At 60.6% G+C, this 24,818-nt stretch carries 21 protein-coding genes; 11 read left to right on the top strand and 10 right to left on the bottom strand.

What is annotated here, in order from left to right; all coding sequences use genetic code 11:
* Nucleotides 1–14 precede the first annotated feature (14 nt).
* The 3 genes from AB8B29_RS22445 to hglS are packed head-to-tail and all read right to left on the bottom strand — an operon-like array spanning nucleotide 15 to nucleotide 4,246.
* Nucleotides 15–1,250, bottom strand: coding sequence for a pyridoxal phosphate-dependent aminotransferase (locus AB8B29_RS22445; RefSeq protein ID WP_037197690.1), 1,236 nt, complete (start codon nucleotides 1,248–1,250; stop codon nucleotides 15–17).
* 5 nt (nucleotides 1,251–1,255) lie between these two features.
* A complete protein-coding gene (gene amaB / locus AB8B29_RS22450) occupies nucleotides 1,256–2,788 on the bottom strand; it encodes an L-piperidine-6-carboxylate dehydrogenase (protein ID WP_037197691.1) in 1,533 nt (510 codons plus the stop codon).
* A 60-nt stretch (nucleotides 2,789–2,848) separates the two neighbouring features.
* Nucleotides 2,849–4,246, bottom strand: a complete 1,398-nt coding sequence (hglS, locus tag AB8B29_RS22455) for a 2-oxoadipate dioxygenase/decarboxylase HglS (RefSeq protein WP_037197692.1) — start codon at nucleotides 4,244–4,246, stop codon at nucleotides 2,849–2,851.
* A 104-nt stretch (nucleotides 4,247–4,350) separates the two neighbouring features.
* Here hglS and AB8B29_RS22460 point away from each other — a divergent pair, with 104 nt between their 5' ends.
* From AB8B29_RS22460 to AB8B29_RS22470, 3 genes are all read left to right on the top strand, one after another.
* Nucleotides 4,351–5,274 (top strand): LysR family transcriptional regulator, encoded by a 924-nt coding sequence (locus AB8B29_RS22460; protein WP_037197693.1) that lies wholly within the window; start codon nucleotides 4,351–4,353, stop codon nucleotides 5,272–5,274.
* A 126-nt stretch (nucleotides 5,275–5,400) separates the two neighbouring features.
* Nucleotides 5,401–6,492: an LLM class flavin-dependent oxidoreductase gene (locus AB8B29_RS22465; protein ID WP_037197695.1), complete on the top strand. Its 1,092-nt coding sequence runs from the start codon at nucleotides 5,401–5,403 to the stop codon at nucleotides 6,490–6,492.
* Nucleotides 6,493–6,836: 344 nt separating this feature from the next.
* Nucleotides 6,837–7,493 (top strand): hypothetical protein, encoded by a 657-nt coding sequence (locus tag AB8B29_RS22470; protein ID WP_037197696.1) that lies wholly within the window; start codon nucleotides 6,837–6,839, stop codon nucleotides 7,491–7,493.
* 233 nt (nucleotides 7,494–7,726) lie between these two features.
* Here the strand turns inward: AB8B29_RS22470 and AB8B29_RS22475 are convergent, their stop codons facing one another.
* The 7 genes from AB8B29_RS22475 to tauA form a co-directional block, all read right to left on the bottom strand.
* Nucleotides 7,727–8,536, bottom strand: a complete 810-nt coding sequence (locus AB8B29_RS22475; protein WP_037197697.1) for a mechanosensitive ion channel family protein — start codon at nucleotides 8,534–8,536, stop codon at nucleotides 7,727–7,729.
* Between the two features lie 123 nt (nucleotides 8,537–8,659).
* A complete protein-coding gene (locus AB8B29_RS22480; protein WP_051963619.1) occupies nucleotides 8,660–10,126 on the bottom strand; it encodes a sensor domain-containing diguanylate cyclase in 1,467 nt (488 codons plus the stop codon).
* A gap of 213 nt (nucleotides 10,127–10,339) precedes the next feature.
* The gene (gene mntR / locus AB8B29_RS22485; protein WP_037197698.1) at nucleotides 10,340–10,819 is read right to left on the bottom strand and encodes a manganese-binding transcriptional regulator MntR; all 480 of its coding nucleotides are present in this window, start codon (nucleotides 10,817–10,819) and stop codon (nucleotides 10,340–10,342) included.
* A gap of 262 nt (nucleotides 10,820–11,081) precedes the next feature.
* Nucleotides 11,082–12,152: an LLM class flavin-dependent oxidoreductase gene (locus AB8B29_RS22490; RefSeq protein WP_037197699.1), complete on the bottom strand. Its 1,071-nt coding sequence runs from the start codon at nucleotides 12,150–12,152 to the stop codon at nucleotides 11,082–11,084.
* A 91-nt stretch (nucleotides 12,153–12,243) separates the two neighbouring features.
* The gene (locus AB8B29_RS22495) at nucleotides 12,244–13,098 is read right to left on the bottom strand and encodes an ABC transporter permease subunit (RefSeq protein ID WP_037197700.1); all 855 of its coding nucleotides are present in this window, start codon (nucleotides 13,096–13,098) and stop codon (nucleotides 12,244–12,246) included.
* The gene (locus tag AB8B29_RS22500) at nucleotides 13,095–13,883 is read right to left on the bottom strand and encodes a taurine ABC transporter ATP-binding protein (RefSeq protein ID WP_037197701.1); all 789 of its coding nucleotides are present in this window, start codon (nucleotides 13,881–13,883) and stop codon (nucleotides 13,095–13,097) included. Before AB8B29_RS22500 ends, AB8B29_RS22495 begins: the two co-directional genes overlap by 4 nt.
* A 55-nt stretch (nucleotides 13,884–13,938) precedes the next feature.
* Nucleotides 13,939–14,952, bottom strand: a complete 1,014-nt coding sequence (gene tauA / locus AB8B29_RS22505) for a taurine ABC transporter substrate-binding protein (protein WP_037197702.1) — start codon at nucleotides 14,950–14,952, stop codon at nucleotides 13,939–13,941.
* 387 nt (nucleotides 14,953–15,339) lie between these two features.
* Here tauA and AB8B29_RS22510 point away from each other — a divergent pair, with 387 nt between their 5' ends.
* From AB8B29_RS22510 to AB8B29_RS22545, 8 genes are all read left to right on the top strand, one after another.
* Complete coding sequence (locus tag AB8B29_RS22510; protein WP_037197753.1) at nucleotides 15,340–16,332, top strand: LLM class flavin-dependent oxidoreductase; 993 nt, start codon at nucleotides 15,340–15,342, stop codon at nucleotides 16,330–16,332.
* Nucleotides 16,333–16,357: 25 nt separating this feature from the next.
* Nucleotides 16,358–17,707, top strand: a complete 1,350-nt coding sequence (locus tag AB8B29_RS22515; RefSeq protein ID WP_037197703.1) for an LLM class flavin-dependent oxidoreductase — start codon at nucleotides 16,358–16,360, stop codon at nucleotides 17,705–17,707.
* Nucleotides 17,708–17,723: 16 nt separating this feature from the next.
* Nucleotides 17,724–18,923 carry a M20 aminoacylase family protein gene (locus AB8B29_RS22520; protein WP_037197755.1) on the top strand — a complete coding sequence of 400 codons (1,200 nt, stop codon included), beginning with the start codon at nucleotides 17,724–17,726 and terminating at the stop codon, nucleotides 18,921–18,923.
* A complete protein-coding gene (locus AB8B29_RS22525; protein ID WP_037197704.1) occupies nucleotides 18,920–19,480 on the top strand; it encodes a GNAT family N-acetyltransferase in 561 nt (186 codons plus the stop codon). Before AB8B29_RS22520 ends, AB8B29_RS22525 begins: the two co-directional genes overlap by 4 nt.
* A 40-nt stretch (nucleotides 19,481–19,520) precedes the next feature.
* Nucleotides 19,521–21,305, top strand: coding sequence for an amino acid ABC transporter permease/ATP-binding protein (locus AB8B29_RS22530; RefSeq protein WP_081938743.1), 1,785 nt, complete (start codon nucleotides 19,521–19,523; stop codon nucleotides 21,303–21,305).
* A 92-nt stretch (nucleotides 21,306–21,397) separates the two neighbouring features.
* A complete protein-coding gene (locus AB8B29_RS22535; RefSeq protein WP_037197705.1) occupies nucleotides 21,398–22,342 on the top strand; it encodes an ABC transporter substrate-binding protein in 945 nt (314 codons plus the stop codon).
* A gap of 105 nt (nucleotides 22,343–22,447) precedes the next feature.
* Nucleotides 22,448–23,359 carry an ABC transporter substrate-binding protein gene (locus tag AB8B29_RS22540; RefSeq protein ID WP_425350020.1) on the top strand — a complete coding sequence of 304 codons (912 nt, stop codon included), beginning with the start codon at nucleotides 22,448–22,450 and terminating at the stop codon, nucleotides 23,357–23,359.
* A 12-nt stretch (nucleotides 23,360–23,371) separates the two neighbouring features.
* A complete protein-coding gene (locus AB8B29_RS22545; RefSeq protein ID WP_037197706.1) occupies nucleotides 23,372–24,412 on the top strand; it encodes an LLM class flavin-dependent oxidoreductase in 1,041 nt (346 codons plus the stop codon).
* Nucleotides 24,413–24,818: the final 406 nt, after the last annotated feature.

Consider the following 24,818-nt stretch of genomic DNA (forward strand, 5'->3'; position numbering starts at 1 on the left):
TTTTGGCGACGAAGCTACGGTCGCAACGCCGCGCAAGCCCGCTCGATGCGATCGAGAGCCTCTACAAGATCGGCTTCCGAGGTCGCATAGGAAATTCGGAAATAGGGCGACAGTCCGAATGCCGAGCCGGGCACGACTGCGACATGGGCCTCTTCGAGCAGATAGGCGCAGAACTCCGCATCCGTTGCGATCGTCTTTCCGGACGGCGTTGTTTTCCCCAGCACGCCGCCGCAGCTCGAGAACGTGTAGAAGGCGCCTTCCGGCAGCCGGCAATCCAGGCCTTCGATGCCATTGAGCCGGTTGACCACCAGATCGCGCCGGCGTTGGAAGCTTGCCGTGCGACCTTTCAGAAAATCCTGCGGGCCGTTCAGCGCCGCAACGGCCGCTGCCTGGCTGACGGAGGAGGGACAGGACGTCGCCTGGCTCTGGATGACGGCCATGGCCTTGATCAGTGCCTTCGGGCCGCCGGCATAGCCGATGCGCCAGCCGGTCATGGCATAGGCCTTGGAAACGCCGTTGACGGTCAAGGTCCGACGCTTGAGGCGCGGTTCTATCGCGACCGGCGTCGTGAAGCGGAAGCCGTCATAGACGATATGCTCATACATATCGTCGACCATCAGCCACACATGCGAATGGTGCAGCAGCACCTCGATGAGCGGATGGTAATCGGCTTCCGAATAGGCCGCACCCGACGGATTGGACGGCGAGTTGAGCAGGAGCCAGCGCGTCTTCGGGGTAATTGCCTTCTCGAGTTGATCCGCCTGGAGACGGAACCCGGCCTCGGCATCGCATGGGATCAGCACCGGCACGCCGCCGCAGATCTCGACGATATCGGAATAGGAAGTCCAGTAGGGCGTCGGGATGATGACCTCGTCGCCCGGATCGATTGATGCCATGAAGGCATTGAACAGGATCTGCTTTGCACCTGTCGCCACGGTGATTTCATCGAGGGCGTAGTCGATGCCGTTCTCACGCAGGAATTTGCCGGCGATCGCCTTCTTCAGCTCCGGCGTGCCGTCAAGGGCGGTGTATTTCGTTTCGCCGCGATCGATGGCGGCTTTCGCAGCCTCTTTGACATTATCAGGCGTATCGAAATCAGGTTCCCCCGCTCCGAGGATGATGACAGGCAGACCGTCCCGCTTCATCGCATTGGCGCGCGCGCCGATCTGCAGGATCGTCGAAACGCCGATGGAGGCGATGCGCGAAGCGGGCCGAAAACCCGCCTCCTCGGTGTTGGTGGCGACCGTCATGAGTCTTACTCGATGTCGAAGGAAACGCCCTGCGCCAGCGGCAGGGCCTTGGAATAATTGACGGTATTGGTCGCCCGGCGCATGTAGGCTCTCCAGGCATCCGATCCGGATTCGCGGCCGCCGCCGGTCTCCTTCTCGCCGCCGAACGCGCCGCCGATTTCGGCACCAGACGTGCCGATATTGACGTTGGCGATGCCGCAATCGGATCCATCAGCCGCAAGGAAGCGCTCGGATTCCTGCATGTCGCGGGTGAAGATCGACGACGACAGGCCGGCCGAGACGGCATTGTGTTCGTCTATAACAGCATCGAAATCGTCATAGGGCATGACGTAGAGAATGGGAGCGAAGGTTTCCTCGAAGACCGGGCCGGCCTGCTTCGGCATCTCGACCAGTGCCGGCTTGGCATAATAGCCATCGGCATGGCCGACATCGACGCGCTCGCCGCCGGTGATAGTGCCGCCATGCGACTTTGCTTCTGCAATCGCCTTCTGCATGGCGTCGAATGCTGTCTTGTCGACAAGAGGCCCGACCAAGGCCGAGGAATGCAGGGGATCGCCGACCGAAACGCTCTGATAGGCCTTTTTCAGGCGCGGTACGAGTTGGTCGTAGACGCTCGTATGCACGAAAAGTCGGCGCAGCGTCGTGCAGCGCTGGCCGGCGGTGCCCATGGCGCCAAAGGCGATGGCGCGCAGCGCCATGTCGAGATCGGCCGACGGGCAGACGATGCCGGCATTGTTGCCGCCGAGTTCGAGGATGGCGCGGGCGAAGCGCTTGGCAAGCCGCGGCCCGACATCGCGGCCCATGCGGGTCGAGCCGGTCGCTGAGACCAGCGGCACCTTCGGATGATCGACCAGAACTTCGCCGATCGCGCGGTCGCCGATCAGAAGCTGGGACAGGCCTTCCGGCGCATCGCCGAAACGGGCGAGGGCGCGGTCGAGGATTGCCTGCGAGGCCAGCGCCGTCAGAGGTGTCTTTTCCGAGGGCTTCCAGATGACGGCGTCGCCGCAGATCAGCGCCAGAGCCGCATTCCACGACCAGACCGCAACCGGGAAATTGAAAGCCGAGATGATGCCGACAACGCCGAGCGGATGCCAGGTTTCCATCATGCGATGGCCCGGGCGCTCGGTGGCGATCGTCAGGCCGTAAAGCTGGCGGGAAAGACCGACGGCGAAGTCGCAGATGTCGATCATTTCCTGCACTTCGCCGAGACCCTCGGAACGGATCTTGCCGGCCTCGATCGAGACCAGACGGCCGAGGTCGTCCTTGGCGGCACGCAGTTCTTCGCCGAGCAGGCGGACGAGTTCGCCGCGCTTGGGTGCCGGCACCAGTCGCCATTCACGGAACGCGGCGTGCGCCTTCTCGATCCGCTGGGCGGCCTCGTCTGCCGAAACGGTCTTAACGTCGGCAATCTTTTCGCCAGTCACCGGCGAGTAGGAGGGCATGTTGCCCTGCGTATAGAGCGCCTTGTCGACGCCGAGCTTTTCGAGGATGGCGGCGGTCTCGGCCGCGACGGAAAGGTTCTTTGCTGCGATGTTCATCTCATAACTCCACTTGTCTCTGATCCGGGCCTGCGGCGCGACCGTAAAGGTTGCGCGATCTCACTCGGCCGCGTCTCGTTGGGATAGTGCCCGCAGGCAGGCGTCGATCGATGCCTGCTCGATGCCGGCATAATGGTCGAATTCGTTCAAGACCTTCATTCCGAGGTCGGTTTCGAACCGCTTCTGGTTCGGGCTGGCAACGAATTCCTGCTGCGCGCTGTCGCCGAGGTTGGATTGGAAGATGCCGGCGGCACTGACGGGCAGGAAGTCCTCGTAGACGATCGGGTCGAACTGGATGTACCCTTCTTCGATCAGGGTTTCGAGGGAGAGATCGCCCCTTGCGGCTGCGGTCTTCCCCTTGGCCGTCAGCGAATAGGCGAAGTAGCCAAGTTCTTCGCCACGGATCGCTGCCCAATCGTCAGGGAATTCGGCAAAGCTCTGCGCGAGCGCGGCCTCGTAGTCGCGTGCGTTCGATCCGTCGGCTGCGGGCCGCACGATCTTGCGTGACTGATCAAGCAGGCGATCATAGAGCGCGCGACCCTTGGGTGTCAGCGCGATGCCACGCTGCTCGATCTCGCCGAAGCGGGCGGTGTGCGAGCCGCTTTCCCATACGCCGTCGGCATTGCGGAAGGATACCGGCTCTTCGAGCGCCTTGAACGAGGTCTGGCGCAGCAGGATCGGGCAGGCGCGCGTCGGCGGGCCTTCGACGATCGCCTTCGGCGCGATGCCGTAATCGGACATCAGCGCCTGCACTTGGTCTATATCCAGCGTGCGCGGCGTCAGATGGTTGATATGCGGGCCCTTGAACGACACAACGTCGGCGATCAGGCGATGGGCGTCATGGAGGCGATGGTACATGGCGGCATCGACATTGGCTTCGTCGTGCCAGCGGAAGGTCTCCAGCACTTCGTCCACGAAACGGCTGGCATCGGCCATGGTCAAGCCGCCGGCGCGTTCGGCCTTTTCGGTGAGAGCGATGGCGTCTTCGGTGAAGATTCGGCGCTTCGAGAGAATCTGTGCCGATGCCTCACGCAGGTCTTCGTCGGCGATGAGATCGAGCCGCAGCAGCGAGGTGAAGACGCGGAAAGGGTTGCGCTTCAGTTCGGCATCGCCAATGGGCCGGAATGCCGTTGAATGCACGGGCACGCCTGCTGTGGAAAGATCATAGTAGCCGACGGGATACATGCCCATGACGGCGAATACGCGCGCCATCATTGCGAGTTCCGCTGCCGTCCCGAGCCTAATTGCGCCGTGTCGTTCCTCGGAGATGCGGTCGAGATAGTCGGTCGCCTGCAGGCGTTCCTTCAATTTGGGCTGGGCAGCCAGCGTTTCGTCGTTGACGCGGCCCACCAGCTCCATGAGCGTGCCATAGGCGGGAACTTCGTCGCGATACATGGCGGACATGGCGGCCGAAAAGGCGCTGCGTATATCGCTGGTCGAGACGTGATCAGACTTCATGGGCGATGTCTTCCTGAAAGGCTATATCATTCCTATCTCGCAGGATAACTCTTGTCTGGCGGCCAGTCTTGTGAGAGAAAATTCTAACTTGATGCTGAAATGGAATGATCGTGCGCCGACGCCTCGTCCCCGATATCGTCAATCTGCAGGCGTTCGAATGTGCGGCGCGGCATCAGAATTTTTCGCGTGCCGCCGAAGAACTGAATCTAACCCAAAGCGCCGTCAGCCGGCAGATCAGCGATCTCGAGCAGCAGACCGGGTTAAAGCTCTTCGAACGCGTGAGGCAGCGTGTCGTGCTTTCGGAAGCCGGGCTTCGTCTGCTGCCTGAGGTCAAGGACCTGCTCCTTCGCTCGGAGCGTCTGATGATCGGCGCCGTCGCGGCAGGCCAGATGAAATTGTCGCTGAAGGTTGCGACCTTGCCGACCTTCGGCACGCGATGGCTGGTGCCACGCCTCGGCCATTTTCTCGAGGAGCATCGCGATGTCGCGATCACGGTGGAATCGCGCTCCAAGCCCTTCAGCTTCGACGAGGATAGTTTCGACCTCGCTATTCATTACGGTCTGCCGGCCTGGGCTGGCGCTGTTGCGACATTTCTTTGCAACGAGACCGTTCTGCCAGTCGCTGGCCGGCAGCTTGCCGAACGATTGAATCTCGGCGGTCTGGAGGATCTGTCGCATGCGCCGCTGCTGCATCTGACGACGCGCCCCAAGCTCTGGGCGCAGTGGTTCGATCTGCAGAGATTGCCGACGGAGCATGCCTATCCCGGCGCCCGGTTCGATCAGTTTTCGATGATCATCGCCGCAGCCATTTCCGGGCTCGGTGTCGCGCTCCTGCCCACCTATCTGATCGAAGAGGAATTGAAGACGGGCGTGCTTTTACCTTTGTTCGATCTGCCGATGCCGACCGAGAACAGCTATTATATCGTCATGCCGGAGAAGAAGCAGACCAACGAGATCGCGATGCTTTTCCAGAATTGGCTGGTAAGTCAGGTAACACCACGGTCCCAAGCGGCCGGCAATAGGGTGTAGTCTCAGGTCGTCATCGCTCAATAAATTTTAGGCTTGAAATTCTTTTCGGCGCGCGTCACACCTTTGCTTGTCGCATCGTTGCCGGCTGCCGGGGCGCTGCAAGATGAGGTCGGAGGAGAGGCCAGCATGAAGACGCATCCGCTGAAGGGACCGAACCGGCTGAAGCTTGGCGTGTTTTCGGCGAACGCCGATGGCGGCCTGGCGATTACCGACGTACCGGAGCGTTGGACGGCTGGCTGGCAGGACAATCTGACCGCCGCACAGATCGCCGACCGGGCCGGCCTCGAATTCTTCCTGCCGATCGCCCGCTGGCGTGGCTTCGGCGGCAAGAACCGGGTGCGGGAATGGTCGTTCGAAACCTTCACCTGGGCCGCGGCACTTTCGGCCGCAACCGAGCGGATCGGCCTGTTCATGACGGTGCATGTACCGCTCGTCCACCCGCTTTATGCGGCAAAGTCGCTTGCGACGGTCGATCACATCAGCCAGGGGCGGGCAGGGCTCAATATTGTCTGCGGTTGGAACCCGAAGGAGTTCGGCATGTTCGGCGTGCCGCTGGTCGAGAAGGGCTACGATCAGGCGGCGGAATGGCTTGAGATCGTCGAAAAGCTCTATGCCTCCGACGAGCCGCTCGATTATGCCGGAACCTACTACAGTTTGAAGGAGGCCGTCAGCCGGCCGGCGAGCCTGCAGACGCCGCGCCCCGTGACGATGAATGCCGCATTCGGCGGTCCCGGCCGGGATTTCGCTGCCAGCCATTGCGACTATCTCTTCACCACCTTTACCGAGATCGCCGAGGCCGGAAGGCATGTGGCCGATATCGGCGAGCGCGCGGAAAGGAACGGCAGGCAGGTCGGCGTCTATACGGTATGCCATGTCGTCTGCCGTGAGACACAGGCTGAGGCAGAGGACTATTACACCCGCTATGCCGTCACCATGGCCGATCATGCCGCCGTCGACCAGCACATGGCCGGCAAGAAGGAGTTTTCGCAATCTCATGATCGCGAGGCCTATGAGCGCTATCGACAGCGCTTCGCCGGCGGGGCCGGCAGCTATCCTCTCATCGGCAAGCCGGAGCGGATCGCGGACGAGATGATCGCGATTGCCGAGCAAGGCTATGCAGGCATCGCCTTGTCGTTCGTCAACTACACCCAGGAGCTCCCCTATTTTTGCGATCGGGTGCTTCCGTTGCTGAAGAGGGCCGGGCTTCGGGCGGAATAGAGCGGCGGAGCCAGCTTTCGATCGCAGTCGCCCTGGAGAGCATCGGCGATCCCAGGCATTGTCATGATGTGCGGCAAATGTGCACCGCAGCGAAAAACATGAGCCCAAGGGGTTTACAAGCGTGGTGGTGGATGGGATCGTTTAAGCGAAGGTGCTGCTGGTTTGCAGTGGCGACGTTCCTTCGACCGGACGCCTAAGCTATGGGCTCCGCTGCGCTTTGATTCCGGGCGCTTAACCGAGAAAATCAATCCGAGGCTGGAATGCGGCATCTGCTGCGCGTTCGGCTGTTGTCTTAGTGCGCCCTCAGCGTCGTTGCGCCGGGGCAGAGATAAATGGGTTTATGAATGAGTTTTTTTGCACAGCGCGCCTTTCTTGGCGTTCTTGCAAGCGTGATGGCGCTGTCGCAGGCCGCCAATGCCAGTGATCTTATGATCTGGTCGCCGGTAAAGGTTGCACCTCAGACCTACAAGACGACGCTGGGCTTTCGACTGCCGATGGCGTGGGAAATGAGTGCAGGTGTCGATCTTGGCTTGGGCGGCACGGCAGGCGGAACGATCTTGCGCAGCAGCGAGCTTGCAACCCTCTGGGGAAGAGCGGTCGACGATCGCAGCCGCTTCGCCACCGTCTCGCGGCGTGAAGTCGCCTTGCGGGTGGATGCGCTCAATGGCAGTGGCATGCTCTATCTCGGCCGCTCGCGAAATTGGATTGTGTCAGACAATCTGGACATGCGCACATCGAGGTCTCTGAACGTGAACTATGTGGGCGCAAGGAATGGGCCGACGTCGATCACCGCGACGCAGGCGGTGGCGATTGCCGTTCCCTGGACGGGGACGTCCATCTCGGCGAGCGGCAATCTGATGGATGGCGACAGCGTCTTCTCGAGCACGGTTGTGTTCCAGCAGCCGCTGGCATCGAACCTCAATTTCTCCGCTTCCTTCACGAATCCGCTGACGATGGCGCCAACTGGCGATGTGCGTTTCGACTACCGCATCAAGTGGTAGGCAAGGACGTGCGCCGTGGAATTGGCGACACCTGCGGATTTTGAGTGCGACGGGAACAAATATCTCGTGCTGCAGTTTAGGGACAGCAAGATCGCTTGATCCTGCACGGGGCGCATTTGCCCTATTAGAGCCTGCCGTTGGTTCAACTCCCTGCCGGCGGCAGGCTCAGTCGTAAAACAACCGACCCGAAAAACCGCGGATCTGATTGGCAGGCCGCCTGCGCCGGGCTTTCGCTATTTGATCGGGATATCCGCCGCCGCAAGCCGTGATTTGAGATGCGCGATGATGTCATGGCGCGTTTGCGTCCAGACGGCGGTGATGGTCCAATATTCGATTTTCATCACCGTTTGATCGGCGGCGAAATCGTCGAAATAGACCACTGGCGCAGGCTTGGTCTGGATGCGTTGATCCGCCTTCAGAACATCGAAAATGGTTTTGCGAGCGAGATCCGTGTCGACCTCATTGCCAAAAGCGAGCGACAATTCCTGACGGCGATTAGGCTCACGGCTATGATTGATGATGGGTGTGTTCCAGAGCGTGGAGTTCGGCGCCATGAGATAGAGACCGTCGGCCGTCTTCATCTCCGTTGCGAAGAGCCCGATGTCCCTGATGAATCCCTTGACGTTAACCGTCTCGATATATTCGCCGACCCGAAACGGACGCAGCACCAACAGCATGATACCCGCGGCAATGTTTTGAAGCGTGCCCTGAAGCGCCAGGCCGATCGCCAGACCGGCGGCACCGAGAGTGGCGATAATGGAAGCGGTCTGAACGCCGAACTGACCAAGGACGGTGATGAACACCAGTATAAGCAGGCTGTAGTGCAGGAGGTTCTGGAAGAAGCTCGCCAGCGTTTCATCGATGCCACGGACACGCGAGATAACGCGATAGGCCGAGCGGCTGATGGCTCCGGCGAGAATCCAGCCCCCAATCAAGAGAACGATCGCGCCCAGGATCGAAAAGCCATACTGAACGGCAAGTGCCGAGGCCTGGTTAAGGGCAGTTCGAGCGGCGACGACAACGTTGGCCGTTTGATCTTCCATTTGAGAGCTCCATCTTTTCCAAAAAGCCAAATGACGCGTGGCGGCTTTTGTTCCTGAGCGATCGACGGCTCCGGGATGGGCGCCCTCGGCCAGCACTGCGGAGGGGAAATCGACGCCGTTACGCTAGACGCCATGCTTTGCGCGATGAGCACTGCGAACGGCTGCGGCGGCGTGGTGGGTCTTCTTATCCTCATACATGCCGAGATCCGCGCGCTTGATCATCGCTTCCATGGTCTCTCCGCTCTGACTCGTTGCGACGCCAACGGCAACGCTCAACGGCGCGCTGGAATAGAACTGATTGTTGATTTTCAACAGCTCATTGATCGTCTCGACCATCGAGGCAGCCGCGACTTCGTCCGCGCCAGGCATGAGAACGGCAAATTCGTCGCCGCCGATCCGAGCGGCATGGTTCGGCAGGGAGACGACGCTGCTCAGCACTTCTCCCATGCGACGCAGCAGGGAGTCGCCGGCATCGTGCCCGCTCTCGTCGTTGGCCTCCTTCAGTCCGTTCAGGTCGATGATGACGGCCGACACCGGCCGAAGCGATTTGCGTTCCAGCCTATTAAGCTCCTCCGTGTAGAAGGCGCGGTTATAGAGCTTGGTCAGAACATCGTGCTTGCCGAGATATTCGAGATAGGCTTCCGCCTTCTTGCGGGCGGTGATGTCGGTCAGGGCGACCTGAACCAGCGACCAGTCGCGTTCATAGCCCGGAAAGACGGAAAACTGGAGGAGAACGTGGCGTTCCGAGCCATCAAGGGCATAATTCAGGACTTCACGCTGATGGAACAGGTGCCCGTTCCACAATTCCACCAATTGACCGCGAAAGTGTTTTTCCATGTCGTCACGGAACACTTCACCGATCCGCTGGTGCAGGGTTTGGCGATCCGGTGCGCAGAAAAGATCGAGCGTCGCCTGATTGACATCAAGCACGCTGATCTCGCTCATGCATTGCCGGACGAATTCCGGGTGAACGTCGAGAAATACCTGGAAATCGACGATGCCGCGGCCGCGGATTTCGTCGAGCAGGATCTTGATGCGGCTGAAATCCTCGACCCACAAGGATACCGGCGAATGTTCGAACATCCCTTCCGCGTAACGGCGCTGCCGTTCTTCCTGTCGCCGTGCTTCTTCGCGTGCGGTCACGTCCTCGGTCGTCAGCAGCAATCTGTTCCATGACGTTTCGTGTCCCGGCAGAATGATGCCGCGAAGCTGGATGTCGAGTCTGCGGCCTGCCAGCGTGTAGTTGACGGCCGTGCCGGAGAATTCGCTCTTGCCCTCCCAAAGCGCGAGCAGTTCGTTCACATGGCTTTCGAGCATTTCGTCCCGGAAGACGTTCGAAAGCCCGCCGACCAGTGCCTCGAAAGACTGCGCCTCGAACAATTCCAGTGTCTTGGCGTTGACCGCAAGGACCCGTATCTTTTGCGAGCATGCCTCGACGCGCCTGATATCGGCGAGCAGATGGGCGCGCAGGTCAGTCACGCCCTCCGTGCGCCAGAGTTCGAACTGTTCCTTGACGCCGCTGAAGTCTTCCAACCACATGGCGACGGGAGCAAGATCGAATACGGTGGCGCTGAAATTCTGGGCGTTCATTTGTAATTCCCTGCGCCGGCAATAAAATCAGTATATCAAGCACGAAGACCGGCAATTCACCAAGTTCTGCTTAGCGACCATTTGTAAAGCTTGCGTTGACACTGGATGATTGGTCAAGCCTGCAGATCGCGGGCAAGCTATTTTCACACCCATCTCAGCTCATTCCCGCCGGAACGGGCAGGGAAGGGAATTCAACCCCATGGCTTGCCAAACTCAGGCGATCGGCGGCCGCACTACGGCCTGTTGAGTCTTGAGAAAGCGTTCGAATGCCTCGAGCGTCTTCTCGCTGACATGATGTTCAATGCCTTCAGCATCGTTTCTTGCGGTATCGGGATCGACGCCGAGACGGCATAGCACGGCCTCGACGACCTCATGGCGGCGACGGGTGGCCGCCGCGAGACGTTGTCCCTCTTCTGTCAGAAAGACGCCGCGATAAGGGCGTTGGGTGATCAGATTTTCCTCTGCCAGACGCTTGAGCATCTTGGCGACCGTCGGCTGCGTGACCCCAAGACGCTGTGCGATATCGGTCTGGCGCGCTTCGCCCGCATGCTCTATCAGATCGGCGATCAGTTCGACGTAGTCCTCCATCAATTCCGTACGTCGGTCTTCACGGCTTTTCTGGAAGGCCTCGGCATGCGACTCGATTTCTGTCGATGCAAGTCGGCTTTCCGGGGTTGCGGGCAGTTTCGTCAAGGCGGCTCACCTCCAGAAGATTAAGAGCAACGTGATAATGTTTAGCCTCGACTATAAATAAATCACATTCGTTATGAAACCCCGACCGGCATGCGATCAACGACTATCCGGTACAGGAATCGGAACATTGCTCGGGGGAGATGTTCCGCGCTGAACAACCTCCCTGAGCAATTCACTCTCCGAAATGGTCAAATCCATGTCCGTCGGACGACAGTTCAGCCGTCAGAACGCACTATCCAAAAATTGATGTCGTCTCGTCGCGTCAGTCACGCAGCAGCGGTAGGAGTTGATCGCCTTGCCGAGCAATCTCCGACAAATACGGTGTGTCGGAGAGGACGAAATGGGTGATGCCGAGGTCCCGATATTTGAGCAGCGAACGGGCGACGTCGGCGGCCGAACCGACCAGCCAGGTGGTGCCGGCACCACCGCCGCCGAATTTGCCAGGCGCCGTATAGAGATTGTCATCGAGGACATCGCCGCGCGCATGCAGATCGAGCAGCCGCCGCTGGCCGACGGCGATCGACTGCCGATGATCGTTCCAGCCGGCCCCCTTGATCTTTGCCATTTCGGCGACTTTCGTCTCGGCGTCGGCCCAAGCCTGTTCGGTGGTGTCGCGCACCAGCGTGGTGATCCGCAATCCGAATTCCAGCGGAGCGAGGTCGCGGTCCAACTGCCTGCTTAATATTTTCAGCCGCTCGATCCGCTCGCGAACATCGTCCAGCGGCTCGCCCCAGAAGAGCTGGACGTCGGCCTCGGTGGCGGAAACCCGCTCGGCTGCCTCCGAGGCGCCACCGAAATAGAGCTTGGGATGTCGACGATCACCGCGACTTTGGATACGCGGTGCTACTGTGGATTCGGTGACACCAAAATGTTCGCCCTCATAGGTGACGTTCTCTTCGGTCCAGAGTCTGCGAACCAGCCGCATGAATTCCTTGGTGCGGGCGTAGCGATGCACCTGGTCGCCCTCGCTGTCACCATAGGCGGAAAGATTGTCCTTGCCCGACACGATGTTGACGCGGACGCGGCCACCGCTCAGGTGGTCGAGCGTGGCAGCGGCGGAGGCAAAGTGCGCTGGCCGCCAATAACCAGGACGGATTGCGATAAGAGGTTCAAAGGTGGTTGTGGCTGCGGCAAGTGCGGTCGCGACGGTAAACGTATCGGGCCGGCTCCAGCCGGTGCCGATCAGCGCGCCTTTCCAGCCGTGGTCTTCCAGTGCCTTTGCGTGGGCTGTCAGCGTTTGCAGGCTGTTGTGGTTTTCGACTGCTGAATCGCCACGGTGGCCGGGTTTGACGTCATTGGGAATATACCAAAGAAACTCGCTATTGCTGCTCATGTCTGGGCCTGCAGGTCTGTATGGATTGGATGGGAGATCCCCGGTGAGGGCTGCCATGGATCAGTCCTTTGATCGTGCCGAGATCATTCGGTTAGAGCTTGCCTTTCCACGGAACGAGAACGGCCTCCAGAATGCGGATGCCAGCCGTAAAGGCGAAGGCGCAGATCGCGATGATGCCGATGCCGACGAAGACGACGTCGGTGGCGAGGAACTGCGATGCCGACATGATCATGAAACCGATGCCGCGGGTCGAGGCGATGAGCTCGGCAGCGACAAGCGTGCCCCAGCCGATGCCGAAGGCGATCCTGACACCCGTCAGGATTTCCGGCAGGGCTGAGGGCAGGACGATGGAGATGAAGAGCTGCAACCGGCTGGCGCCGAGCGAACGGGCCGCGTTGACGCGCTCGAGCGGAAGCGACCGGACGCCGGCCTGGGCCGAGAGGCAGATCGGCGCGAACATGGCGAGAACCAGAAGCGTGATTTTCGAGGTCTCGCCTATGCCGAGCCAAATGATCATGAGCGGCAGGTAGGACAAAGGCGGCAACGGCCAATAGAACTCGATCGGCGTGTCAAGGATGCCTTTTGCCCAACGATTGAGACCCATCAGCAGACCGACGGGGATGCCGACCACAATTGCGATTGCCGCGGCGACGACGATGCGAAACAGGCTTGCGAAAATATGCTCGGATAGTGACGCGCCGGCGTAGCCGTCACGATAGACGACGCCGATCTGCGTCCATACCTCGTCGGGCCGCGGCAGGAAGAGATGGGAAACCAGACCGAGCCTGGAGACAAGCCACCACAGACCAAGACAGGCGATGGCGGCACCGATGCTGATGGCAATGGTCGGCTTGTCGGCGGAACCGAAGCTCGGCATTCGCACGAGCTTCGGTTCCGCCTCCCGCTGAGAAGCCGTGATTGGGCGCGCCTCGATGATATCGCTCATGCCGCGCTCCTGAAATCATCCGCATTGTGAAGGATAGCGCGAATTTCTTCGCGCAGATTGGTAAATTCGGGCGATGCGAGGATCGACTTCGTGTCGCCGCTGGCGGCAAAGCGATGCACGAAATCAAGCTCGAAGCGGGCAACGACGCGGCCCGGTCGCGGAGACATGACCAGCAGCTCGGTACCGAGGAACAAGGCCTCCTCGATCGAATGGGTTATGAAGAAAATACGTTTGTCAGTTCTAGCCCAAACCGAGACCAGCAGCTCCTGCATCTGCTCGCGCGTCAAGCTGTCGAGCGCGCCGAAGGGCTCGTCCATCAGCAATATGTCGGGATCGGGGGCGAGCGCACGGGCAATGCCGACACGCTGCCGCATGCCGCCCGAAAGTTCGTAGGGAAAGGCATTGGCGAAGTCGGTCAATCTAACGAGCCGCAGCAACTCGAAGGCGCGATCTCGGCGTTCTCGTCGTCCCAACCCCGCAAACTGCAAACCAAGAGCCACGTTATCGACCACGGATTTCCAGGGGAGCAGCGAATCCTTCTGGAAGACGACGCCGCGATCGGCTCCGGGGCGGGAAACGGATCTGCCGTCGAGCGTGATTGTTCCTTCTGAAAGCGGCAGGAAACCCGCGATCGCATTCAGCAAGGTGGACTTGCCGCATCCCGATGCACCCAGCGCAACGACGATACCGCGCTCCGGAATATTGAAGGATACGCGATCGAGCGCGTGAACGGTTCGGCCGTCGCGCGCTGCAAAAAATACGCTGGCATGATCGACTTGAAGCATGTCTTCTCTCGGACGTTCGACGCCGGCACGCCCGCCGCACCGGCGTTGGGGAGGATCAGTTGCTGGCGCTGACAAGCGCGTCGGGCGTGACGAAGGCGCTGTAGTTCGGCAGAACTTCGGAGACCTTGCCCTGGCCCTTCAGGAAGGTGGCGGTGTCCTTCAGGATCTTTGCGGCTCCCGACTGGTCGCCGCCACCGAGCCAGGCTGCCGATGCCTGAACGTCTGGTGTCAGCAAGGTGAGGTTCTTCAGCGCCGCAGCCTGTTGTTCCGCCGTTCCGCCAAGAAGCCTGGCAAGGGCCTTGGTGTTGTCGCTGTCCGGCCCCCATGCCGCTTTGTCGGCTGCGAAGGAAGCGTAGTACTTGTTGATCACGGAAGCGAAGGCTTTCAGAAATTGCGGATCGCTTGCGGCAAATTTCGACGTTGCCACCCAGGCGGAAAAGGTGGGTGCGCCCTTGTCTGCCACATCCTTGGAGGTCACCAGCACCTTGCCGTTCTTCTTCAGCTCGGTCAGCGCCGGGTCCCAGACAAAGCCGCCATCGATATCGCCGCGATTGTAGCTTGCGACGATTTCCGGCTGCGGAATGGCGAAGACCTGCACGTCCTTTTCCGTCAGGCCGAGAGACTTGATAAGGGCGAGCAGCTGGTAATGGTCGGTGGAAACTGGTGCCGCCGCTAGCTTCTTGCCCTTGAGATCGGCGAGCGTATTGATGGCCGAGCCGTTACGCACCACAAGCGCTTCGTCGACGCCCGAGATCGACGACAGGTAGAAGGCCTTGACCTCGAGGCCTCGCGATGCGGCCGCCGCAAACGGGCTGGAGCCCACGTAGCCGATCTGAACATCACCCGAGGCGATAGCCGCAAAGATTTCCGCGCCGGAATTGAACCTGCGGAAATCGATCTGATATCCGGCTGCCTTGGCGAAATCGCCGTTGGCGATGGCGACGGAAGAAGGCAGAGCATCAGTCTGATAGCCGACGACGACTTTCTTGTCGGCTGCGGCTGCAGCCGTTGCCGTTGAAATGCTGGCGAGGCCGACGACGGCCGCGGCGAACAGATTCTTGAGGTTCATGTTTATCCCTTTGGCCGGACCATACTTTCCGGCGCTCCCTGAGTTCAATGATCCGAGCCTAGCGAAGAAGGGTGGAATATCGATAGAAATAACAAACTATTTTTATAGACTATAAGGGGAATTGTTTGTCTGAAATGACCGGCGCTGCAGCGTTGGCATCTTTCCGAAAGCAAAAGCGCGGGTTGATGGGAGCCTCGCTTCCCATGGATGTTGCCCCAGTCGACCTCTGCAAATCCGCTTGCCGCCCCTTTAATCGGCTGCTTATTTTTTCCGCATCCGCATGAAGAAAAAGAAAGCTGTTTCTTAAATTCAGCAAAATCTATGTTTTTTATAGATTATGGCGCCAATGATCGTCATTCGGCGCAAACATGGATGAAACGAAACGGCATGTCCTATCTCCTCAGCCTTCTCGACAAGAGCCCGATCGAGCAGGGGCTCAGCGCCACCGATGCGCTCGGCGCCACGACGCGATTGGCCGTCAGAGCCGAAGAACTCGGCTATCACCGCTTCTGGGTCGCCGAGCATCACAACATGGCGAGCCTTGCAAGTTCGGCACCGGAAGTGCTGATCGCCTATCTTCTCGCCAGAACCTCGAAGATCCGCATCGGCTCCGGCGGCGTCATGCTGCAACACTATAGTTCCTACAAGGTCGCCGAGGCATTCAATCTCCTGGCCTCGCTCGCGCCCGGCCGCATCGATCTCGGTGTCGGCAAGGCGCCAGGCGGCTTTCCGCTGTCGACACGCGCATTGCAGGTCGCCATCGATCCGGAACGGAAGCCGAGTTTTGCCGAGCAGCTCTCCGACCTGAATGGCTATCTCGCTGCCGATCCCCATTCTGATGGCGCTTTGGCGACACCGTTTCCGCCGCGCTCGCCGGAACGCTTCCTGCTCGGCGCCAGCGTCGAGAGCGCCGAGCTTGCGGCGGAGAAGGGCTGGAAGCTGGTTTTCGCCGGCCATCTGAACGGCGATCCCGAGAATCTGAATAAGACCTTCGAGGCATATGGGCGTGCGACAGGTGGCAAGGTTCCGATCCTGGCGCTCGCAGCCTTTGCCGCTGAAAGCGAGGCCCATGCTCGCGAGCGCGTCGGCCAGCTTCGCATCGTCAAGCTTTTCCTGCCCAACGGCCAAAGCGTCAATGTCGGCAGCCTGGAGCAGGCGGCGGAATTCGCTCGTCAAGCCGGTGTCACGGACTATCGCACGGAAGAAAAGGTCCCGAGCGTGCTGCATGGCACGGCCGCGCAGATCCGTGACGAACTCGATGCGCTGCACCGCCGTTACGGCGTCGAGGAGTTCGTGCTCGATACGCCGGCGCTGACGGCGGCGGAACGGCTCACCTCAATTGAACTGCTCGCCAAAGAGCGGCTTTCCCTCGTTGCCTGAACAGCCTGTCCCAGGAGGATCAATCATGGCTCAAAAACACGTCACCTTCGGTATCATGCTGCAAGGCCCAGGCGGCCACATGAATGCCTGGAAGCATCCGAGCGTCCCAGCTGATGCCAGCACCAATCTCAACTTTTTCGTCAAGACGGCCCGTAAGGCGGAAGAGTCCGGCATCGCCTTCGCCTTCGTCGCCGACGGCCTTTACATCAACGAGCAGTCGATCCCGCATTTCCTCAACCGGTTCGAGCCGCTGACCATCCTGTCGGCGCTTGCGGCCTTTACGACGAAGCTCGGCCTGGTCGGCACGGTTTCGACGTCCTACAGCGACCCCTTCACCATTGCCCGTCAGTTCGCCTCGCTCGACCTCATCAGCGGCGGCCGCGCCGGCTGGAATGCCGTAACCTCGCCGCTCGAAGGCTCCGGCCGCAACTACAGCCGAGAGCACCCCGAACACGAGCTGCGCTATGAGATCGCAGACGAATATCTCGATGCCACCAAGGGCCTGTGGGACTCCTGGGATGACGATGCCTTCCCGCGCAACCGCGAAACGGGCGTTTACGCCGACAAGGCCAAGCTGCATCGCCTGAATCACAAGGGGCGCTTCTTCCGTATCGAAGGACCGCTGAATATCGGCCGATCCAGGCAAGGACAGCCCGTGGTCTTCCAGGCCGGTGCGTCCGATTCCGGCATCAAGCTTGCCGGCAAGCACGCCGATGCCGTCTTTACCAATGGCGGCCCGCTTGAGGATGCCAAGGTCTTCTACAAGCAAGTCAAGCAGAGCGCGATCGCCCATGGCCGCAGCGCGGCCAAGGTCGGCATTTTTCCCGGCATCGGCCCGATCGTCGGTGCGACGCAGGAGGAGGCGGAGGCCAAGTATCAGGAAATCCGCAATCTCGTTACAGTCGAAGAGGCGCTGGCCTATCTCGGTCGCTTCTTCGACCACCATGATTTCAGCGCCTATCCGCTGGACGAGCCATTTCCGGATCTCGGCGATATCGGCCGCAACAACTTCCGCGCCACGACCGATCGCATCAAGAAAACGGCGCGGGAGAAAGGGCTCACGCTTCGCGAAGTGGCGCTCGACGCCGCAACGCCCCGCACCGCCTTCATCGGGACTGCCGAACACATTGCCGATGAGATCATCCGCTGGGTGGATCAGGAAGGTGCCGACGGTTTCATCCTCGGCTTCCCGGTCATCGGGGAAGGCTTCGACGACTTCGCCAAGCATGTCCTGCCGATCCTGACGAGGCGCGGCTATTTCGATCCAGAGCTGAAGGGCGAGACGCTGCGCGACCATCTCGGCCTGCCGTTCCGCGAGAGTCGTCATGTGGCGCAATCCGATCATATCGAACCTGCAAAGGCCGTTGGCGCCTGAGCCCGGACCGATCCCCATGAACGCCATCGTCAATACCGCTTCGCTCAATGATCCCGTCGAGAAAGGGATTGCCGCTTATCTCAACGAGGTTATCGCGCTGCGGCACGATCTCCATCAATACCCCGAACTGGCCTTTCAGGAGCACCGCACCTCCAAGCGGGTGGCATCGCTGCTGACCGACTGGGGCTATGAGGTCGCCACCGGCATAGCCGGAACCGGTGTCGTCGCCACCCTGAAGCGCGGCAATGGGCAGCGCAGTCTCGGCATCCGCGCCGACATGGATGCCCTGCCGATCGATGAGGCGACAGGGCTTGACTATGCGAGCAGCAATCCCGGTGTCATGCATGCCTGCGGCCATGACGGACACACGTCCATCCTGCTCGCCGCCGCGCGCTATCTCGCCGAAAGCAGCCAGTTCAACGGCACGCTTCGGCTGATCTTCCAGCCGGCTGAAGAGATCGGCGCGGGCGCCCGCAAGATGCTGTCGGAAGGGCTTTTCGATCGCTTTCCGGTCGAGGCCGTCTTTGGCCTGCACAATTGGCCCGGTGTTCCCGAGGGGCAGTTCGGCTTCGTTGCCGGTCCTGCCATGGCCTCCGTCGACCAGGCTGTGATCAAGATCGTCGGCAAGGGCGGTCATGGCGCCGAGCCGCATAGGGCTGTCGACCCCGTGCTGGCGTCGGCTTCCTTCATCACGGCTCTGCAGAGCGTGGTCTCGCGCAACATCGACCCGCAGGACATGGCTGTTGCGACTGTGGGCTCGATTCATGCCGGCTCCGCATCGAACGTCATTCCGGAAAGCGTGGAGTTGAAGCTCACCATGCGCGCCTTCAGCGAACAGGTGCGCGTGACGCTTCAGGAGCGTATCCCCGCGCTTGCCCGCGCGCAGGCGGAAAGTTTTGGCGCGGTGGCGGAGGTCAACTATCGCCTGGGCTTTCCAGCGCTGGTCAACCATGCCGACGAGACTGCTTTTGCCCGCGGCGTGGCAGTGCAGGCGCTTGGCCCGGCTGCCGTCGAAGCGGATTTCCGGCCGCGCACGGCAAGCGAAGATTTTGCGTTCCTGCTGGAGGCCAAACCCGGAAGCTACCTCTTCGTTGGCAATGGCGACAGCGCCCCGCTGCACAGCGCCCAATACAATTTCAATGACGCCATCATCGCGCCCGCCGCCCGCTACTGGGTGCGGCTCGCCGAAACTTTCCTCGCGGATGACAACAGGTGACGAACGACATGAGCGACACGTTTCTTTATACGACCACGCTGGACCCGCGCGCCAAGCCGCTGATCGACGAATTGATTTTCGAATATGACAGCCGTTACGGCAACTATTTCAACGCCGACGGCGCAGCCGCCGAATTGAACCGCTATCCGCCGGAGGCCTTCGCGCCGCCGAACGGCAATTTCCTGCTTCTCGTGCGTAACGGCGAGACGATCGGCGGCGGGGCATTCAAGCGCTATGACGACCGGACCGCCGAGTTCAAGCGTATCTGGACGCGGCATGACCTCCGGCGTCAGGGGTTGGCGCGCAAGCTCCTGGTCGAGCTTGAGGAGCAGGCCGCGCGGCAAGGCTATAAGCGCATCTACCTGACGACCGGTTTCCGCCAACCGGAGGCCGTTGGCCTCTATCTGAACAACGGCTACACCGCTCTCTTCGATACGTCAGTCGATCCTGAAATCTACAAGAGCCTGCCTTTCGAGAAGGACGTCAGCCATCTGGCGCCATCCTATTCAGCCAAGACCTCCGGATCGCAGCAGCGGCTGGCCGCCACCGGACGCTGACGGCGGATTGAAGCAACGATAATCACAAGGGGCAAGCATCATGGCATTGACAACGGATTTTGCGGGTATCGATCCCGCCGCCGGAACAAACGAGACGCAGACTGATTATGCCCGCTATCGTATCGTGCCGGCACGGCATCCCGGACGTACCGCCGGGACGATCTTTGCCGCCTTCGTTCTTGCCGCCGTCCTCTATTCCACCTTCACCAATCCCCGCTGGGGGTGGGGGGTGTTCGCCGAGTGGTTCTTTGCCGAGCCGGTGCTGGTGGGCCTCGGCAGGACGTTGCTTCTGACCGCACTCGCGGCCGTTTCCGGCTCCATCCTCGGCACAGCCCTGGCTCTGGCCCGCGTGTCGAAATCGCCGCTGCTTTCCGGTCTCTCCTGGGGCTATATCTGGCTGTTGCGCTCGATCCCCATGATCGTGCTGCTGCTCGTGCTCAACAATCTCGGCTATCTCTACGAGACGATCTCCGTCGGCATCCCCTTTACCGACAAGGTGTTGTTCGACTATCCAACGACGCAACTCCTGACGCCGTTTGCGGCGGCCTTCCTCGGGCTGACACTGAACCAATCGGCCTTCTTCGCAGAAATCGTTCGCGGCGGCATCCTGTCGGTCGACCAGGGGCAGCTGGAAGCCGCGGCCGCGCTTGGCCTGCCGCGCCGACGTCAGGCGTTCCGCATCGTTCTGCCGCAGGCCATGCGCTCCATCCTTCCCACAGGCTTCAACGAGATCATCGGTCTCGCCAAGAGCACATCCATGGTCTACGTGCTGGCCCTGCCGGAACTCTTCTACACGGTGCAGGTCATCTACCGCCGCAATCTGGAGGTCATCCCGCTGCTGATGGTGGCGACGGTCTGGTATCTCGTCATCATGACGGTTCTGTCGATCGCCCAGCACTATATCGAGCGCTATTTTTCCCGCGGCGCGCTGCGCAATCCGACCCCATTGCCATTCCAGGCTTTCTTCCAGCGCTTCCGCCGCCCGCTGCCTGTCGCTGCCACGAGCGCCGGGGTGGACACCGGGACGCTGACCACTTTTCGGAGCGTAACGGGTCTTCGCGCCAAGGGCGGTGCGGTGCGTATTCACGGCATATCGAAGAGCTTTGGCACGTTGAAAGTGCTCGACAATATCGAGCTCAGCCTGCCGGCCGGAAGCGTGACCGCCATTATCGGCCCATCCGGCTCGGGAAAGTCGACGCTGTTGCGCTCCATCAATCATCTGGAGCGTGTCGATAATGGCTTCATCTCGGTGGACGGCGAGCTTGTCGGCTATACCCAGAAGGGCGAGGTGCTCTACGAGCTGAAGGAGAAGGACATCCTGAAGCGCCGGACCGATATCGGCATGGTCTTTCAGAGCTTCAATCTCTTCCCGCATCTGACCGTTCTGGAAAACCTCATTGAGGCGCCGATCCAGGTGCGTGGTCAGAGCCGGCACGAGGCCGTGGCCTTTGCCCGGGAACTGTTGGCACGGGTCGGCCTCAGCGACAAGATCGATGCTTATCCCCGCCAGCTTTCCGGCGGCCAGCAGCAGCGTGTGGCCATCGCCCGCGCCCTGGCGCTTCGCCCGAAGGTGTTGCTGTTCGATGAGCCGACTTCGGCGCTTGACCCGGAACTTGTCGGCGAAGTGCTCGACGTGATCAAGGAGCTCGCCCGCACCGGGACGACATTGGTCATCGTCACCCACGAGATCGGCTTTGCCCGAGAGGTTGCCGATACCGTCGTCTTCATGGAAGGCGGCCACATTATCGAGGCGGGATCGCCGACGCAGATCATCAACGATGCGAGGCATCCGCGCACGCGCGAATTCCTCGCCAAGGTTCTCTAGCAGACACAAGCTGGTGAAAAATGCCGGGCCGTGACGGGCACTCGGATGATAACGACAAAAACAACAACTTTAAGATGAAATGGAGAAGAGGTATGGCATTCTTTGATAGAGCAAAGTACGTGTTTGCCGGGGCCATCACCGCTGTAGTGATGAGCGGCGCGGTCGCCAGTGCGGCCGAAAAATTCAACCTGAGCCCGGATACATCAAATCGCGTCAGGGCGGAGAAGGATGAAGCGGCAATCAAGGCGATCGCACCCGGCTTCAAATTCGTCAATCCCGGCAAATTCACGGTGGCGATCAACCCCTGGGATCCACCAATCGCAACCTACGCCACCGATGCGAAGACCGTTGTCGGCGCTGACCCGGACATAGCACAACTGCTCGCCGATTCCCTTGGTCTCCAGCTCGAGCTCGTGCCAGTTGCCTGGGAGGATTGGCCGCTCGGCGTCTCCTCCGGCAAGTATGATGCCGTGATCTCCAACGTGACGGTTACCGAGGAGCGCAAGCTGAAATTCGACTTTTCCACCTATCGCAGGGACGTGCTCGGGTTCTACGTGAAGGCCGACAGCAAGATCACCGAGATCAAGGAGCCCAAGGATGTCGCGGGTCTCAAGGTGATCACCGGAGCCGGCACCAACCAGGAGAAGATCATTCTCGAATGGGACCGGCAGAACGTGGCGGCCGGCTTGAAGCCGATCGACGTGCAGTATTACGACGATCGCGCCGCCGCCGATCTCGCCCTGCAGTCGGGTCGTGCCGATGTCGAGTTCAATCCGAACGCGACGCAGGCCTACAAGGCCGCCATCAACGGCACAAGGAAGCTCGTCGGCACCGTCTCGGGCGGTTGGCCGCTCACGGCTGAAATCGCTGTCACGACTAAGAAGGGCGCTGGTCTCGGCGACGCCCTCACGCTCGCTATCAATGATCGGATCAAGGACGGCAAATACGGCGAAGTGTTGAAGCACTGGAGCCTGACCGCCGAGGCGGTCGATCAATCCAAGACCAACCCTGCGGGCCTGCCGAAAAGCGGTTCGTAATGTTGGTCGAGCGGACCGGCGTTGGTGGGGCCCGCGCCGGTCCGCCCCCCATTCATCTGTTATGGAGATACAGAGTTCGTGACGATCCATCCCAGCTTCAGAACCATGCTTGCCGCCTTGGTGGCGACTGCCTTGATCGGCTTTGGCCCGGTGAAGGCATCCGACGACTTCGACCTCAGTCCACAACAGCCCGGACGTGTCCGTGCGGCAAAGAACGATGCGGCGATTGCCGCCATTCCCAGGGGCTTCAAGTTTGTGACGCCGGGCACATTCACCGTGGCTGTCGCCCCCGGCGGGCCACCGCTTGCGACCTACGCGACGGATGCCAAGACCGTCGTCGGTGCCGATCCTGACTACGCCTCCGCCATTGCCGATACGCTCGGCCTGAAGCTGGAACTCGTACCCGTTGCCTGGATCGACTGGCCGCTCGGTCTGACCTCGGGCAAATACGATGCTGTCATCTCCAATGTCGGCGTCACCGAGCAGCGCAAGGAGAAGTTCGATTTCTCCACCTATCGCCAGGGTCTGCACGGCTTCTTCGTCAAGACCGACAGCAAGGTCGCGTCGATCAATGAACCCAAGGATGCTGCCGGCCTCAGGATCATCGTCGGCGCAGGCACCAATCAGGAACGGATCCTGCTGAAATGGAGCGATGAGGACGTCCAGGCCGGCCTGAAGCCGATCGAATTGCAATATTACGACGACGATGCCGCGAGCCTTCTGGCTCTCCAGTCGAACCGGGCCGACGTCATCGTGCAGCCACATGCCCAGCTCGTCTACATCGCTGCCCGGGACAAGAACATCAAACGCGTGGGCACCTTGAGCGCGGGCTGGCCGGATCGTTCGGACGTCGCGATTACCACGCGCAAGGGCAGCGGCCTTGCGGCAGCGCTCACCACTGCCACGAACGGGCTGATCAACGACGGCACCTATGCCAAGATTCTAGACCACTGGCATCTCTCCGAGGAAGCCCTCGCGAAGTCGGAAACCAATCCGCCCGGCCTGCCGAAATATTGAGGAGATAGCCGAATGAGCCATCCAGCCCCATCGATCAGCCACATCGGCTTTCTCACACCGGGCAACTATCCCGATGAGGATCCTTTAGCTGGCCTGGAGCAGACCTTGCAGCTTCTCGAGCATGGCGAGCAGAGGGGATTCGACAGCGCCTGGGTGCGCCAGCGGCATCTCGAGCCCGGCATCTCCTCGGCAAGCGCTTTTCTTGCGGCGGCAACGCAGCGGACGCGCCATATCGAACTCGGGACGGCCGTCATTCCGATCGGCTACGAAAGCCCGTATCGTCTCGCCGAGGATCTCGCGACCGTGGATGTCCTGTCGCGCGGACGATTGAACATCGGGCTGAGCGCGGGTCGCCCCTTGCATGCCGACCTGATTGGTCCTCTCGCCTTTGATGGCGATTGGGAAAGCCACGATTTTTCCCATCAGAGGGTGCTGCGCTTTGCCGGCAATCTGCGCGGGGCCTATATCGGCGATCAGCATACACTCATCAAGACGCCCTTCGGTCCGCAGCGTCCGCGTCTCCAGCCCTATGCGAAGGGACTGATCGATCGCATCTGGTATGGTGGCGGCTCGTTGCGTTCCGCGGCCTGGGCCGGCAAGAACGGCTTTAATCTTCTGATCGGCAATGTAACGACGGGCGAAGAGACCGACGATTTCTTCGTGGCGCAATCGCGGCAGCTGGAGACCTATCGCGCTTCCGGCGGCGAGACGAGACGGGTGGCGCTCGGTCGCGTCATCGTTCCGTTCGACAGCGCCGACGCCATCACGCGCAAGCGCTATACCGATTATGCCGCCGGCCGCTACGAGCGAACGCTTTCACCGCAGGGGGAACGCCGAACGCTTTTCGCGCGCGACCTGGTCGGCTCGTCGGACGAGATTCTCGAACGTCTCCACGCCGATCCGGTCCTGCCCTATGTCAGCGAGTTCCGGCTGGAACTGCCGTACGAATTTCACGACGAAGAATATCGGCAAATCCTCCATGATTTCGTGACGATTATCGCACCTGGGTTGGGATGGAAGGCGGCGCCCCTCCTGCGCCGGTCAGCAACTTGATCGTCACAGGGTCGCATATCCGAGGAAGGGATCGGCGGGAGCACACGCCGATCCGTTCTTCCATGTGGGTCAGCGATCATTCAGGTCTGAATGGCCCGAGGCTGGATGCTGCATGATGTGCATCCAGGCCATAAATGGCGCAGGGCCTCGATGGTGAGGATGTCGCCCGGCGCACGGTGCGTGGGGCGCGCGCCAAGAAGTGATTGTTTTCTTTCAATTCATTTCCCCGTTTTGCCGAGATTTATGTTGGCTTTTAGTTTCGCGTTTTGCGCTTGTTGCGGTCAGGCAACAGATGTCGGCGCGAATTTCTCGCTCGGTGGCAAGAAGTCGATGGCTGCGAGGAACGCGTTTAGATATGTTTCTTTGATATCAGCGAGATTTTAAGGACTTTCGTCTACATTTCTTT

Source organism: Rhizobium sp. 11_C7_N12_5 (genome assembly GCF_051811145.1).
GTDB lineage: Bacteria > Pseudomonadota > Alphaproteobacteria > Rhizobiales > Rhizobiaceae > Rhizobium > Rhizobium lusitanum.